The sequence below is a fragment of the Ligilactobacillus animalis genome (genome assembly GCF_009933595.1).
Classification (GTDB): domain Bacteria; phylum Bacillota; class Bacilli; order Lactobacillales; family Lactobacillaceae; genus Ligilactobacillus; species Ligilactobacillus animalis.
Genome location: NZ_CP047141.1, coordinates 1363565 through 1378467, shown reverse-complemented (window position 1 = coordinate 1378467; position 14903 = coordinate 1363565). Strand labels below are relative to the sequence as shown.

Annotated in this window: 13 protein-coding genes and 1 riboswitch; of the genes, 11 read left to right on the top strand and 2 right to left on the bottom strand. The window is 42.1% G+C overall.

Going from position 1 to position 14903, the window contains the following annotated elements:
* Positions 1 to 35: 35 nt before the first annotated feature.
* Complete coding sequence (locus GSR62_RS06800) at positions 36 to 449, bottom strand: DUF1810 domain-containing protein (RefSeq protein ID WP_010689554.1); 414 nt, start codon at positions 447 to 449, stop codon at positions 36 to 38.
* Positions 449 to 1357: a LysR family transcriptional regulator gene (locus GSR62_RS06795; protein WP_066024088.1), complete on the bottom strand. Its 909-nt coding sequence runs from the start codon at positions 1355 to 1357 to the stop codon at positions 449 to 451. Before GSR62_RS06795 ends, GSR62_RS06800 begins: the two co-directional genes overlap by 1 nt.
* A 140-nt stretch (positions 1358 to 1497) precedes the next feature.
* On the opposite strand from GSR62_RS06795, the gene GSR62_RS06790 reads away from it, so the two are divergent.
* The 11 genes from GSR62_RS06790 (at position 1498) to gatC (ending at position 14901) form a co-directional block, all read left to right on the top strand.
* A complete protein-coding gene (locus GSR62_RS06790; RefSeq protein ID WP_035447498.1) occupies positions 1498 to 3117 on the top strand; it encodes a malolactic enzyme in 1620 nt (539 codons plus the stop codon).
* A 62-nt stretch (positions 3118 to 3179) separates the two neighbouring features.
* Positions 3180 to 4148 carry an AEC family transporter gene (locus GSR62_RS06785; protein ID WP_010689546.1) on the top strand — a complete coding sequence of 323 codons (969 nt, stop codon included), beginning with the start codon at positions 3180 to 3182 and terminating at the stop codon, positions 4146 to 4148.
* Between the two features lie 187 nt (positions 4149 to 4335).
* On the top strand, positions 4336 to 4923 hold the full coding sequence (locus tag GSR62_RS06780) for an ECF transporter S component (RefSeq protein ID WP_066024087.1): 588 nt from the start codon (positions 4336 to 4338) through the stop codon (positions 4921 to 4923).
* A gap of 30 nt (positions 4924 to 4953) precedes the next feature.
* Positions 4954 to 5553 carry a glycoside hydrolase family 73 protein gene (locus GSR62_RS06775; protein ID WP_010689543.1) on the top strand — a complete coding sequence of 200 codons (600 nt, stop codon included), beginning with the start codon at positions 4954 to 4956 and terminating at the stop codon, positions 5551 to 5553.
* A gap of 63 nt (positions 5554 to 5616) precedes the next feature.
* Positions 5617 to 5715: riboswitch (purine riboswitch) on the top strand.
* 57 nt (positions 5716 to 5772) lie between these two features.
* The gene (locus tag GSR62_RS06770; RefSeq protein ID WP_066024119.1) at positions 5773 to 6348 is read left to right on the top strand and encodes a xanthine phosphoribosyltransferase; all 576 of its coding nucleotides are present in this window, start codon (positions 5773 to 5775) and stop codon (positions 6346 to 6348) included.
* Positions 6349 to 6352: 4 nt separating this feature from the next.
* Complete coding sequence (locus tag GSR62_RS06765) at positions 6353 to 7645, top strand: nucleobase:cation symporter-2 family protein (RefSeq protein ID WP_035447493.1); 1293 nt, start codon at positions 6353 to 6355, stop codon at positions 7643 to 7645.
* A 176-nt stretch (positions 7646 to 7821) separates the two neighbouring features.
* Positions 7822 to 8979, top strand: coding sequence for an ATP-grasp domain-containing protein (locus GSR62_RS06760; RefSeq protein WP_066024086.1), 1158 nt, complete (start codon positions 7822 to 7824; stop codon positions 8977 to 8979).
* A 166-nt stretch (positions 8980 to 9145) separates the two neighbouring features.
* Positions 9146 to 11344, top strand: a complete 2199-nt coding sequence (gene pcrA, locus GSR62_RS06755) for a DNA helicase PcrA (RefSeq protein WP_143452068.1) — start codon at positions 9146 to 9148, stop codon at positions 11342 to 11344.
* Positions 11345 to 11359: 15 nt separating this feature from the next.
* The gene (gene ligA / locus GSR62_RS06750; protein WP_066024084.1) at positions 11360 to 13372 is read left to right on the top strand and encodes an NAD-dependent DNA ligase LigA; all 2013 of its coding nucleotides are present in this window, start codon (positions 11360 to 11362) and stop codon (positions 13370 to 13372) included.
* A complete protein-coding gene (locus tag GSR62_RS06745) occupies positions 13372 to 14523 on the top strand; it encodes a CamS family sex pheromone protein (protein ID WP_035447482.1) in 1152 nt (383 codons plus the stop codon). Before ligA ends, GSR62_RS06745 begins: the two co-directional genes overlap by 1 nt.
* A gap of 75 nt (positions 14524 to 14598) precedes the next feature.
* The gene (gene gatC, locus GSR62_RS06740; RefSeq protein WP_005917887.1) at positions 14599 to 14901 is read left to right on the top strand and encodes an Asp-tRNA(Asn)/Glu-tRNA(Gln) amidotransferase subunit GatC; all 303 of its coding nucleotides are present in this window, start codon (positions 14599 to 14601) and stop codon (positions 14899 to 14901) included.
* Positions 14902 to 14903: the final 2 nt, after the last annotated feature.

The following is a 14903-nucleotide window of genomic DNA, read 5'->3' as shown; positions in this document are numbered from 1 at the left end:
TGGTGAGGGCCTTGTTGTTATGTTAGTTTTGTTTGTTACATATTTTTTAGTAATAAAAGGGTCTTTTGATCATGTTCACCGTGAAAAAATTTATCCAGTACAGCTTGAAAAATGGGGTCGTTACTGGCTTTAAAAAAGAGTGTCATTGACGACTTGAGCTTTAGATCATCGGGAAAACCAAAGATCGTTTTAGCGTTATTGGTCGGAACTTGTAACAGAACTTCACACAATTGACGTAAATTGTTGCCTAAATATGGATCGGCCAAGAAGGCTTGGGCTTCATTGAGATCAGCTATCCCGTATAAGTGAGCGGTCTGACTTTTGCCTAAGCCACGTAATTGGGGAAACATGAACCACATCCAGTGGGAACGTTTCTTTTGTGCTTTGAGTTCGGTCATAGCTAGTTTGAAATATTGTTGTTGCGGAGCGGTAAATCTTGCTAAAGTCATTATTCATTTTCCTTTCCGATAGGGGAGTTATAGACCGTGTCGTGCAAGATATCTAGCAACTGTTTTTTAGCTGGTGTCATTACTTGAGTCGCACGTGTGACGATCGAGAGTAAGAATTTGGGCTGTTGTTCGTCTAGGAGTTCTAGAACGGAAAAGTCATCGTTGGGGCTGATCGCAATGTCTGTCAAACAGGCGATCCCCGTGTTGCTTACGACCATGGATTTTAACACGTGGACGTAATTAGTACGGTAGATGACATCAGGTCGGAAGTGCTCTTTTTGTGCTAAGAGTTTGAGGACCTTATCATGAATGAAGCCTTCATTATGCACGATAAAGCGCTCGTCTTTTAATTCGGAAAAATAGACGGCCTTTTTTGAGGCTAGGGGATGTTGCTTGCTGACGATGATCTTAAATGACGCTTGAGCAAAAGTTTCAGCTTTTAGAGCGGGTTGGGTCAAAGGTTCAAGTGAGCCTAAGAGACAAAAATCAAGCGAGCCATCTAATAAGAGCTTAAGTAGAGCTTGTGAACCAGCTTCCCTAGTCTCGAGTTGTTCGATCAAACCAGTCGCGATCAATTTAGAAACGATATTGGGGAAAAAATAATTGCCGATGATCGGTGGTAGCCCAAAGAGTAATTTTTCTTGTTTAGCACGCAAAGCTTCTTTTTTAGCGATAGCTAACTCGTTTAAGATCACTTTTAAATGGGCATCAAATTGGTAGCCACTAGGGGTGACCAGTAATTCTTTGTGTGAGCGATCCCGGATAAAAAAGGTCGTTTCAAATTCTTCTTCGAGCCGCTTGATCGCTAATGTGACCGTTGGTTGGCTAACAGAGAATATCTGGGCAACTTTGGAAAAATTTTTTTCTTTGACTAATTGGTGGAAATATTCAAAATCTCTAATATTCATCTTCAGATCCTTGATTTGACAGCTTTTTAAAAGCTCATATTAATTTTACTAATAGTGTACCACAAAGTTGACTATAAAAATCGCACCGTTTTAAAATGAGTGACATCAATTGAGATCTAGTAAAAAAGGAGCCGATAAACATGGCAGATACAATGAACATTTTAAATAATCCTTTTTTAAATAAAGGAACAGCTTTTACAGTTAAAGAACGTAAAGAACTTGGTTTGACAGGTGCTTTACCAGCTAAGGTCCAAACTTTACAAGAACAAGCAGACCAAGCTTACGGTCAATTCAAGCGCAAATCAAGCCAATTAGAACAACGCCAATTCTTGATGACGATCTTTAATACGAATCGAACACTATTCTACTATTTGATGGGACAACATATCGTAGAATTTATGCCGATCGTGTATGATCCAGTGATCGCTGAATCGATCGAACAATACAGTGAGATCTTCACGCGTCCCCAAGAAGCAGCTTTTATTTCTGTTGATGACCAAGACAGCATCGAAGAGTCCTTGCGAAATGCGGCTGACGGGCGTGACATTCGTTTGATCGTTGTAACTGATGCTGAGGGTATCCTTGGTATGGGTGATTGGGGCGTTAATGGTGTTGATATCGCAGTCGGAAAATTGATGGTCTACACAGCAGCTGCTGGTATCGATCCAGCTCAAGTTTTACCAGTTTCACTTGATGCCGGAACAAATAATGAAAAACTATTGAATGATCCTCTTTACCTTGGTAACCGCCATGCACGTGTTTATGGTGAAAAATACCATGCAATGGTCGACAAGTTTGTTGCTGCAGCAGAAAAACTCTTCCCTGAAAGCTTACTGCACTTTGAAGACTTTGGACGCTCGAATGCAGCGGTCATCTTGGAAAAATATCAAGATAAGATCTTGACCTTCAATGACGATATCCAAGGAACAGGTATCATTTCGCTTGCTGGTGTCTTGGGTGCGATGAATATTTCTAAAGAAAAGATCACCGATCAGATCTTCTTGACTTTCGGTGCTGGGACAGCTGGTGTCGGGATCGCCAATATGTTATTTGATGAATTGGTTCGCGAAGGCTTGAGCGAAACAGAAGCTAAAAAGCACTTCTACTTAGTCGATAAACAAGGGCTTTTATTCGAAGATACAGAAGATCTAACTCCAGGTCAAAAAGCTTTTGTGCGCAAACGTTCAGAATTTGAGAATGCTGATGAGTTAACGAACTTAGAAGCTGTCGTTAAAGCAGTTCATCCAACTGTTATGATCGGGACCTCGACACAACCAGGTACATTCACGGAAAGTATCGTTAAGGAAATGGCAGCTCACACGAAACGTCCAGTGATCTTCCCATTGTCTAACCCAACACGTTTGGCTGAAGCTAAAGCAGAAGATCTTTTGAAATGGACAGATGGTCGTGCTTTAGTTGCAACAGGTATCCCAGCTGGTGATATCGAATATAACGGTGTAACTTACAATATCGGTCAAGCAAACAATGCTTTGGTCTACCCAGGTGTTGGTTTTGGTGCGATCGCGGCTAAAGCTAAGATCTTAAACGAAAAGATGTTGGCCGATGCAGCCCACGCTTTAGGTGGTATCGTTGATCCAGATCAACCAGGTGCTGCAGTGTTACCACCAGTTTCTAAGTTACAAGAATTCTCACAAACAGTTGCTCAAGTCGTAGCACAATCAGCGATCGATCAAGGCCTTGCTGGCGTGACAGACGCTAAGAAGGCAGTGGCTGATATGAAGTGGGAACCTAAATATTAATAAATTGATAAAAGGCCACTTGTTGGTCTTTTATCTTTGGCAGAAGAAAAAGGAGAATTATTATGGCAGTTTTTTTAACTTCCGTCTCAAGTGTGCTTGTGATCGTATTGATCATGGCACTTGGTTATATTTTACGTAAAACAGGTTGGTTTGCCGATTCATTTGGTGGCAATATCGCATCTTTGATCACTAAGATCGCTTTACCAGCTTCGATCTTTATGGGTGTGATGGATCACTTGACTCGGGAAAGCCTCTTAGGTTTAGGAAAAGGTATTATTTTTCCAGCCTTAGGTGTGATCATTGGTTATGTGATCGCTTGGTCAGCAGTTAAAGTCTTAAAGATCAAGCCGGGTCGTCGGGGGATCTTCATGAATGCGGTCGTTAACGCAAATACGATCTTTATCGGGATGCCTTTGAACAATGCGCTTTTTGGTGAAAAGGCGATGAGTTATTTCTTGATCTATTACATCATCAATACCGTTTCAACTTGGGCTTTTGGGGTCTACTTGATCTCAAATGATGATCCAACGGTCGATAAGAGTCAAAAGAAAGCTCATAAGATCAATTGGAAAAAAGTTCTACCAATGCCACTCGTTGGTTTTATCGTAGCGATCGTGTGGTTGCTATTAGGGATCCCAGTACCAAGTTTTATGGGACAAACCTTGTCTTATGTCGGTGCTTTGGTGACACCATTGTCCTTGATCTATATCGGGATCGTGTTATGTGATGCAGGTTTGAACAATTTCCGGTTCGAACGCGATTCGATTTTGGCATTATTAGGTCGTTTTGTGTTATCACCAGTCGTGTTGATCTTGTTGATCAAAGCAGGTGCAAGTTTTGGGGTCGACTTACCGACATTGATGCGTCAAACATTAGTTGTTCAATCAGCAACTCCAATGTTAGCCGTCTTACCTATTTTGGCAAAGGAAGCTCATGGGGATGTTAAATATGCAACTGATGTGGTCGTGATGAGTACTGTTTTATTTGTAGTCGTAGTACCGATCTTGATGGCGATCTTACAATTTATTTAGTGTAATATAAAGTCAGTTTTAGTGCTGTAAGCATTAGAACTGACTTTTTTAAATTTTTGGAAAATTCCTTGCATCATAGCCAAATTTGACTAAAATAAACTTACAAGTGATCAGCGAACTTTTCTTTTGTAATATTTAACGCAGGATAATATAATCTATAAAAAGATCATAAAAAAGGAAGTTTAATTTGAAACAACGAAAAAAAACGCAACGGATCGCCTTTTTAGCGCTATTTACAGCGATCATTATCATCCAAAATTTTATCCCATTTCTGGGTTATATTCCACTTGGCCCCCTTAATTTAACGATCATCCATATCACTGTGATCGTGGCTGCACTCGTTTTAGGACCTAAAGATGGTGCGATCGTCGGTGGAGTCTGGGGCACGATCACCTTTATTCGCGCCTTTGTTTGGCCGACGAGTCCCTTGGCAACGATCGTCTTTACGAATCCACTGGTCTCTGTTTTACCTCGGATCTTGATCGGGGTCGTGGCAGGCTATACATTTATGTGGTTATCTAAACGCTTATCCTCAAAGATCTTAGCTGCAGGTATCGCAGCCGTTTTAGGGTCATTGACTAATACATCGTTAGTTTTAGGCCAGATCTATCTCTTTTATCAAGGGCAAGCACCAGCCATGTATGCCTTGGATGTAGCAGCCTTGTTACCATATCTATTGGGGGTCGTGGCAACAAATGGGTTACCAGAAGCGGCTTTGGCAGCGATCATTGCCCCCAGTGTTTCGCTTTCTTTACTGAGAAAATTAAAAGCGTAGGTTCTTGATTTTTAAGAAAGGCGGTATTTTGTGGCACGTCGAAAAAAGAAAAATTACTCACAGTTACTTTTTTTAGGTTTTATAGTGCTACTAGCGGTAACATTTCTTACGGGCATGGCAGATAAATATTTTGCTACTAGTGAGACACCGCAAGCGACAACTTCAAATGATGAACAAGCTAAACAAAATTTTATCAAGCAACTTGCTCCGATCGCGCAAGCCGAACAGCGCCAGTATGGTGTTTTAGCAAGTATCACCTTAGCTCAAGCAGCCTTAGAGTCTGATTGGGGCAAAAGTGAACTTTCTGCTAAGTACAATAACTTATTTGGGATCAAAAATCCGAACGGGTCTTTGATGACAACGCAAGAATATGTCGATGGCCAATGGACTACGATCAAGGATACTTTTGCAGTCTATGGCAGTTGGGAAGATTCGGTCAAGGCGCATACACAACTTTTTGTTGATGGAACGGACTGGAATACCGATCATTATGGGCCAGTACTGCAAGCCAAAAATTATGAACAAGCAGCGTGGGCTTTACAAAATCAAGGCTACGCGACTGATCCTAATTATGCCGAAAAGTTGATTGCCTTGATCAAACAGTATAATTTAAATCAATACGATTTATGATACATTTCAGATATTTTGGTGTAAAAGCCGAATATTTGAGCTTGAAAACGAAAAATAGTTATGCTATTCTAGCTACAGGTTACTTATATAATGCCATAATCTGGTTGGCGAGTTTCTACCCAAGACCGTAAATCTTGGACTATGAGTAAAAAAACGTTAGGAGACCAGACTTTTGTTTTTGCCAAAGTCTGGTCTTTATTATTTTTAGGGGGCTATAGCTTGAAAGTATTAGAAGAACGCATCAAACAAGATGGTGTTGTTTTACCGGGAAACGTATTAAAGGTCAATCAATTCTTGAACCATCAGATCGACCCACAGTTGATGTATGAGATCGGCCAAGAATTTGAGCGTTTATTCAAAGATGAGGCTGTGACAAAGATCTTGACGGTCGAAGCTTCAGGGATCGCACCAGCTATCATGGCTGGACTCGTGATGGATGTTCCAGTGGTCTTTGCGCGCAAGAAAAATCCATCGACCTTGGATAGTGATGTCTATGTGGCTGAGGTCTACTCATATACTAAAAAGGTGACCAATACGATCTCAGTTGACCAAAAATTTTTATCGGAAACTGACCGCGTGTTAGTGATCGATGATTTCTTGGCTAACGGGCAGGCAGTCTTGGGCTTACTTGAGATCTGTCGCCAAGCTAGTGCCCATATCGTTGGAGCAGGGGTAGTTGTTGAAAAATCGTTCCAAGATGGGGCTAAATTGATCAAAGAGCGCGGGGTAAGATTGGAATCACTTGCGCGGATCGCTTCTTTTGAAGACGATAAAGTGCACTTTGTGGGGGAATAACACGATGAAAAAAGCAAATAACAGTCAGGCGGCTTTACTAGGTTTACAGCATTTATTAGCGATGTATTCTGGAGCGGTGGCCGTTCCCTTATTGATCGGGACAGCCTTGAATTTTAACACCGAACAGATGACTTACCTGGTTTCGATCGACATTTTTATGTGTGGGTTAGCTACTTTACTTCAGCTTATGCGCAATCGTTATTTTGGGATCGGCCTGCCCGTTGTTTTAGGGTGTGCGATCCAAGCTGTCGAACCGTTAAAGATGATCGGAAGCCAATTTACGATCCAGACGATGTATGGGGCGATCATTGTGGCGGGGATCTTTGTTTGTCTAGTCTCGGGCCAGTTTTCGAAGGTCAAACGCCTCTTTCCACCTGTGGTCACAGGGACGTTGATCACTGTTATCGGTCTGACATTGATCCCGATCGCGATCCAAAATATCGGTGGTGGTAATGCTAGTGCTAAAGATTTTGGTTCACTTACCAATATCACTTTGGGCTTTTTGACGGTGATCTTGATTTTAGCGATCCAAGTCTTTGCAAAGGGCTTTTTGAGTTCAATCGCAGTCTTACTGGGATTAGTGATCGGGAGTTTAGTAGCTGCAGCGCTGGGGCTAGTTTCCTTGGCGCCATTACATGAAGCACCGTGGTTCCACGTACCACAGCCTTTTTACTTTGGGATGCCTCACTTTGAATGGTCATCTTCAGTTACGATGATCATCATCGCTTTGGTTTCCATGGTCGAATCGACGGGTGTTTATTTTGCTTTAGGGGATATTTTGAATAAAAAGATCACCGAAAAAGACCTCAAACTTGGATATCGCGCTGAAGGGATGGCTGTCATTTTAGGTGGGATCTTCAATACTTTCCCATATACGACATTTTCACAAAATGTTGGCTTGCTTGAGCTTTCAGGGATCAAGACCAAGCGTCCGATCTATTGGTCAGCAGGACTTTTGATGCTGTTAGGGCTGTTGCCTAAGGCGGGGGCGTTAGCGACGATGATCCCGACACCGGTTTTAGGTGGGGCGATGCTAGTGATGTTTGCGATGATCAGTGTGCAAGGGATCAGGATCTTAGCTAATGTTGATTTTACCGACCAACGAAATATCTTAGTTGTGGCGGTTTCGATCGGTTTAGGTCTGGGCGTGTCGATCTATCCAAATATCTTCCAAAATCTACCGCGTGCAGTTCAACTATTCTTAGGTAATGGGATCGTGGTGGCAAGTTTAAGTTCAGTATTATTGAATTTGGCCTTCAAGGGTAGAGCAGGACTAGCTAAAAAAGATATCAAGTAACAAGTGCGTGTTTTAGAAGATGTAGACAAATAATGTGTGAAGCAGGTGATAGCCTACTTTTTTTGTTAGGTGGCACAAAATATATTTTTAAAAATTTACATTGTTAAAATACTGTCTTGCTGAGTAATGTGGTAAAATAGAAAGTAAGTATTAGTGATACGAGAGGTTGTGAGAGAATGGAACAAGAGATCCTTTTTCCAGGCGATACTTTAGGGATCATCGGGGGCAATCCCAACGGCATCATGTTAGCACGGGCGGCTAAGAAAATGGGCTTTACTGTGATCGTTTATTGTTCAGACGAAAGTAATCCCGTGTTAGCCGAAGCTGATGTAAAAATGGTCGGTAAGTTGAACGAAAAAACAAAGCTCCAAGATTTTGCACAGCGGTGTGACTTAGTAACTTATACCTCAGAAAACATTGATGTTGAGGCGGTCAAATTCTTGCAACGCTTCACGCGGGTCCCCCAAGGTAGTGATACGTTGGAGATCACGCAGGACCGCTTATTAGAACGGGCTTTCTTTGAACAGCTCAATATCAACGTTGCACCGTACGCTACGATCGTCAGTTTAGATGATGTTTACCAAGCAGTCAGTTCGATCGGTTATCCATGCATTTTAAAACCGATCCAAAAAGGTTTTGGTAAGCGCCGAAAACAGATCATCAAAAAACAAACCGACATTGCTAAGTGTGCGGACATAATCGATCTAGGGACCTATATTCTCGAGTCATGGATCCCGTATGAAAAGGAATTATCCCTGACTTTAGCCCGAGATAAAGACGGTAACTTGACGTATTTCCCGATCGCAGAAGATTATTATCGCGAACACCGTTTACATGCGACCTTGGCACCAGTAGCTTTAGATGGTGAAGTTGCAGCTGAGGTCAAGCGCTTGACAGCTGAGATCGTCAAAGAACTGAATTATGTTGGGGTCTTACAAGCAGAATTTTTCTTGACTAAGAGTGGTGCTTTGTATATCAAACGGATCATTCCGGCATTATATGCTTCAGGTTATGTATTTGATAAGGCGACCGACGTTTCGATGTTTGAACAACATTTGCGTGCCTTGGCACAGATCCCTTTGTCTAAACCTAACTTGGTAAAACCAACTGAGATGGTGATGATCGCGACCAAGGATACCGATGCTTTGCGGACACAATGGGTCTTAAAGGATAACTGGCATTACAATTATTTCCGTTATCCTAAATCGCTTCATCCCGTTAAAGCTGAAGGCTATGTTCTAGTGACCGCTGATTCGAGCAAACATGCCAAGGAACAAGTCGAAGCAACTGGGATCTGGGATGAGATCACAGCTGATGATGAAATAATTGAATAGTATTTTTTAAGACGCACGGTATTTATATCGGCGTCTTTTTACATCTTGTTTGCTAAGATTTAAGTAATTTTAAAGAATAGGGCTGTAATATTTGCTATAATAGGCATTGATTGAAAATTTTAGAGGGGATTTGAAAATTTTGACAGCAAGAAACTTATTAGATGGCATGAATGATAAGCAAGCAGAAGCTGTAGCCTGCACTGAAGGGCCACTACTCATCATGGCCGGTGCCGGTAGTGGGAAAACACGGGTCTTGACACACCGTGTAGCCTACTTGATCGAAGAAAAAAATGTAAATCCTTGGAATATTTTAGCGATCACCTTCACCAACAAAGCAGCGCGGGAAATGCGTGAGCGGATCAATAAGTTGATCGCTGAAGGTGCAGAAGATATTTGGGTCTCGACTTTCCACGCTTTATGTGTCCGGATCTTACGCCGTGATGCTGAAAAGATCGGCTATGATCGCAATTTTACGATCGCAAGCACAAGTGAGCAACGGACTTTGATGAAACACATTTTAGCGGATAACTTAAACGTTGACGTTAAAAAATTCGAGCCCCGGGCCGTTCTGAGTGCGATCTCGAACGCCAAAAATGATTTAAAGACACCAGCAGAACTAAGAAAAGATGCAGCTGATCCATTTTCACAGGTGGTAAGTGATGCTTATGAATTATACCAAGAGCAGTTGCAAAATAATCAAGCTTTGGATTTTGATGATCTCATCATGCAAACGATCCGGTTATTTAAAGAATCACCAGAAACATTGGCATTTTATCAACGTAAATTTCACTATATCCATGTGGATGAATACCAAGATACTAACGAAGCTCAATATCAATTGGTCAGCATGTTAGCTCAAACATATCGTAATCTATGTGTTGTGGGGGATGCTGATCAAAGTATTTACGGTTGGCGTGGAGCTAATATGGAAAATATCATGAATTTTGAGGAAGATTATCCTGATGCGACCGTGATCAAGTTGGAACAAAATTATCGTTCAACTAAGACGATCTTGCAAGCGGCTAATGAAGTTATCGAAAATAACATCAATCGTAAAGCTAAAACATTATGGACACAAAATGCAGAAGGCGAAAAGATCCATTATTATCGTGCAGATAATGCCAACGATGAAGCCTTTTATGTCGTTAAGCAGATCCAGCAAAAGATGCGCACTGAAGGTAAGCATTATGGCGATTTTGCTGTCTTATACCGCACAAATGCCCAATCACGTGTGATCGAAGAAACATTTGTCAAAGCTAATATCCCGTATAAATTAGTTGGGGCTCACCGGTTCTACGATCGAAAGGAAATTTTGGATATTTTAGCTTATCTGCGTTTAGCTGCCAATCCGAATGATTCCTTGAGTTTTGCGCGTGTTGCTAATGAACCTAAACGGGGGATCGGGGCAACTAGTTTGGCTAAATTGCAAGCATTTGCTGAGATGAACGGTCTTGCCTTGATCGAAGCAGCAGAAAACGTCATTATGACTGGCGTAAGTGGCAAGGCAGCTACCCAATTAGAAAGTTTCGCTAAGTTGATCCGGCGCTTCAATGAATTGGAGAAAACTAAGAATATCACTGAGTTGACGGAGATCATTTTAGATGAATCGGGCTATAAACAAAGCTTACAAGCTAAAAATACGCTCGAAGATCAAAGTCGCCTAGAAAACTTAGAAGAATTCATGTCTGTAACAAAGCAATTTGATGAAAACTGGGAACCAGAAGAAGAAAATAGCGATCCGTTCGTTGATTTCTTAGCTGACCTAGCTTTGGTTTCTGATCAAGATAGCGTTGATGAAGATCCAGATGAAGTGACCTTGATGACATTGCACGCCGCTAAGGGTCTGGAATTTCCAACAGTCTTTTTGATGGGCTTAGAAGAAGGGATCTTCCCGTTAGGCCGAGCTGTGATGGATGAAAGTGAGCTCGAAGAAGAACGGCGCTTGGCCTATGTTGGGATCACCCGGGCTGAAGAAGAACTCTACTTATCAAATGCCTTCTCGCGGATGCTCTATGGACGGCGCCAGAGCAACCAAGTTTCCCGCTTTATCAGTGAGATCTCCGATGAATTGTTGCAAAGTGATAACGAAACTTTAGCTGATTATCAACCAAAAACCAAAGTCGATGTTCCTTTTGCTAAGAAGCCAGTTTACCGCAAACCAGCTGGAACTGTCGAAAAAAGCCAAGGAACTGGGGCTGAAAAGAAACAATGGAATATCGGTGATAAGGTCTCCCATAAAGCCTGGGGTACAGGGACTGTGGTCAAGGTCAGTGGTAGTGGTGGAGATATCGAACTTGATATCGCCTTTGCTGGCCAAGGGATCAAGCGACTATTAGCGGCCTTTGCACCGATCACTAAGATTTAAAAAGAGGTAAAAGAGATGGAAGCAAAGACTTTAGAAGAGGTCAAAGATCTACGTGCTCAATTGAACAAATGGAGCCATGAATACTATGTGTTAGATCGACCAACAGTGGAAGATCATGTCTATGACGCTACCTATCAACGTTTGGTCGAACTTGAAACTAAGTATCCTGAGCTCGTAACTGATGATTCACCTACTAGACGTGTCGGCGGTCAAGTTTTAAGTGGCTTTGAAAAGGTCGAACATGAGATTCCGATGCTTTCACTAGGCGATGTTTTTTCAAAAGCAGAACTAGCCGAATTCAAAACCAAACTAGAGGAAAATGTAGCCAAGACTTTTGCTTATAGCTGTGAATTAAAGATCGACGGCTTAGCGATCTCATTGGTCTACGAAAAAGGTGTCTTTGTCAAAGGTTCGACCCGTGGCAACGGGATCATCGGTGAAGATATCACGGAAAACTTAAAAACGATCAAGGCGATCCCTTTGCGTTTAAGTGAACCGATCGACGTTGAAGTCCGGGGCGAATGCTATATGCCAAAAGAGTCATTTCTAAAATTGAATAAGGCGCGCGAAGAACAGGGCCAAACAGTCTTTGCTAACCCAAGAAATGCTGCAGCTGGTTCATTGCGGCAATTAGATACCAAAGAAACAGCCAAGCGTAATTTAAGTGTCTTTATGTATTATTTGATGGAGCCCGAAAAATTTGGGGTCGCGACCCAAAGTCAGGCTTTAGCTCAATTAAAAGCATGGGGCTTCAAAGTCAATGAAGAAGCGATCGTAGCGAGTGAAATGGCTGAGATCAATGACTATATTGATAAATATCAGGCTAAACGGGCACAACTAGCTTATGAGATCGATGGGATCGTGATCAAAGCTGATCCGTTTGCGATCCACGCCGAAGTTGGAAATACGGTCAAAGTTCCGCGTTGGGCGATCGCTTATAAATTTCCACCAGACGAACAAGAAACGATCGTCCGTGAGATCGAATGGACGGTGGGACGGACTGGAGTGGTGACACCAACGGCCGTGATGGATCCAGTGACTTTAGCGGGGACCGTGGTTTCAAGAGCTTCTTTACACAATCCTGATTATTTGCAACAAAAAGACATCCGCCTCGGTGATACTGTCAAATTACACAAAGCAGGCGACATTATTCCAGAGATCTCAGAAGTTGTGTTGGCTAAACGTCCAGCTTCAAGTCAACCTTATACGATACCGACAGAATGTCCTGAATGTGGCGCAAAACTGGTTCATTTGGATGACGAAGTTGCGTTGCGGTGTATCAATCCGCAGTGCCCAGCCTTATTAAAAGAAAGTCTGACGCACTTTGCGTCGCGAAATGCGATGAACATAGATGGGTTAGGGCCACGGATCATTGAACAACTCTTCGACAAGAAATTGATCAAAGATGCGGCGGGGCTATATAATTTGACCTTTGATGAATTATTGACGTTAGATAAATTCAAAGAAAAATCAGCCAATAATTTGTTACAAGCGATCGAACAGAGCAAAGCTAACTCATTAGAACGGTTACTTTTTGGCTTGGGGATCCGGCATGTGGGGGCCAAAGCGGCATTTATCTTAGCCCAACACTTTAAGACGATCCAAGCTTTAAAGAAAGCAACGGTAGCAGAGATCGTAGAACTTGACTCGATCGGCGAAACGATCGCGGATGCTGTGGTGACATATTTTGAAAATGAACAAGTTGACCTATTATTGGAAGAATTTACTGCAGCTGGAGTTAATTTGACTTTCCTAGGTCAGAGCGCTGAAGAGCTAGCCGAGCAAACAGCCGATGATCCATTGAATGGTCTGACCGTAGTTTTAACGGGAAAACTCGACAAGATCAAGCGAGCGGAAGCTAAACAGATCTTAGAGGCGCATGGTGCTAAAGTAACAGGGAGCGTTTCGAAAAAGACCGACCTTTTAGTTGCAGGTCATGATGCTGGTAGCAAATTGACTAAGGCCCAAGAATTAGGAATAAAAATTATTGATGAAGATGAATTTTTACGGCAAACAGGAGGCAATTGATGAGAAAGAAGTATTTAGCATTAGTTAGCTTATGTGCAGGTACCATGTTACTTTCAGCCTGTGGTAATTTAGGAAGCAGTGGCTCTGGCAATTCAGTCACGCAATCAACGCAACAATCCAAAAAGGGTTACCAAACTACGGGTCAAGTAGATACCTCCGATTATCAAGGTGTGATCGAAAATGGACGTTATTTAACGAGTAAGGCTCGTGGTGTCGGGATCGTTCAAAATTCAGAAAATATGTTGAATTTAAAGAGTTTTGAAAGTGGCATGACAACTTTATCTAAAGAGGAATTTCCCACCAAAGATTACATTTTCCGCGAAGGCCAATTGTTGACCAAAGGCACGGTTCAAGATTGGCTCGGGCGTAAGTCAAAGGATAACCCGACTGGTCTAAATCCTGAAGATAATGGCGAAAAAGACGCAGACAAGCGCAATCCGATCTATATCCAACAGATCGAAGAACAAGATTACATGAAAGAGACCGATGGCAAACTGGAATTAGCTGGGATCACGATCGGTATCGGAATGAATCGTAAGGATTATTACCAAAAAGAACAGTATGGTGCGATGTACACCACTAATATCTCCAAGGAAAAAATGGAAGAAGAGGGTAAAAAAGCCGCAGCTGAAGTCTTGAAGCGGGTCAGAAAACTCGATGGTGCATCAGATGTACCGATCTTGATCTGTATGTATGAACAAGCGCCTAATGATAGTTTGGTCGGGGGAACTTTCTATGCTTATAGTGTGAGTGATGGTGATACTTTGGGGAGTTGGAAGGAAACTAATCTCCAAACCTCAGTCTTGCCATCAACAGCAGAAAATGGTGCGGTCAACGATAATGATGAAAGTTCCTTCAATGCTTTCAAAAATAAGACGCAAAGCTTTTTCCCTAACTTAGCTGGGGTAACGGCTCAAGCCAAGTATAAGAATAAGTCACTCCAAGAACTGCACGTTAAGATCACGACCCAATTTTACAGTGAAACTGAGATCAGAAGCTTTACGCAGTTTGTTTCTCAGATGGCAAAGACCTACTTGCCGGGTGATATTCCGATCGATATCACGATCAAAGGCTCAGATGGTGAAGTTCAAGCCTTTCTAGCTCGCGAAAAAGATAGTGGTAACTTCTATGCCCACGTCTTTGATGATTAGAATAAAATCGACTATAAAAAAGTCAGCAGATCTATGCTAAAATATTAAGCAGATATGCAAGAAAGAAGGATGAAGATGGCGATCAGCGCAAATGAAGTAAAGCACGTTGCAAGTTTGGCAAAGCTTGAATTTAGCGATGCAGAATTACAAAAATTCACCGGTCAAATGGACCAGATCATCAATATGGTACAACAATTGAGTGAAGTCGATACGACAGATGTACCGGTAACGACAACTGTGACGGATGCCTTTAATGTGATGCGAGAAGATATCGCAGTTAAGGGGACCGACCGTGAATTGTTGATGGAAAATGTACCTGAAAGAAAAGATGGCTTTATCAAAGTGCCAGCAATTATTGATGAAAGCGAGGAAGGCTAGCC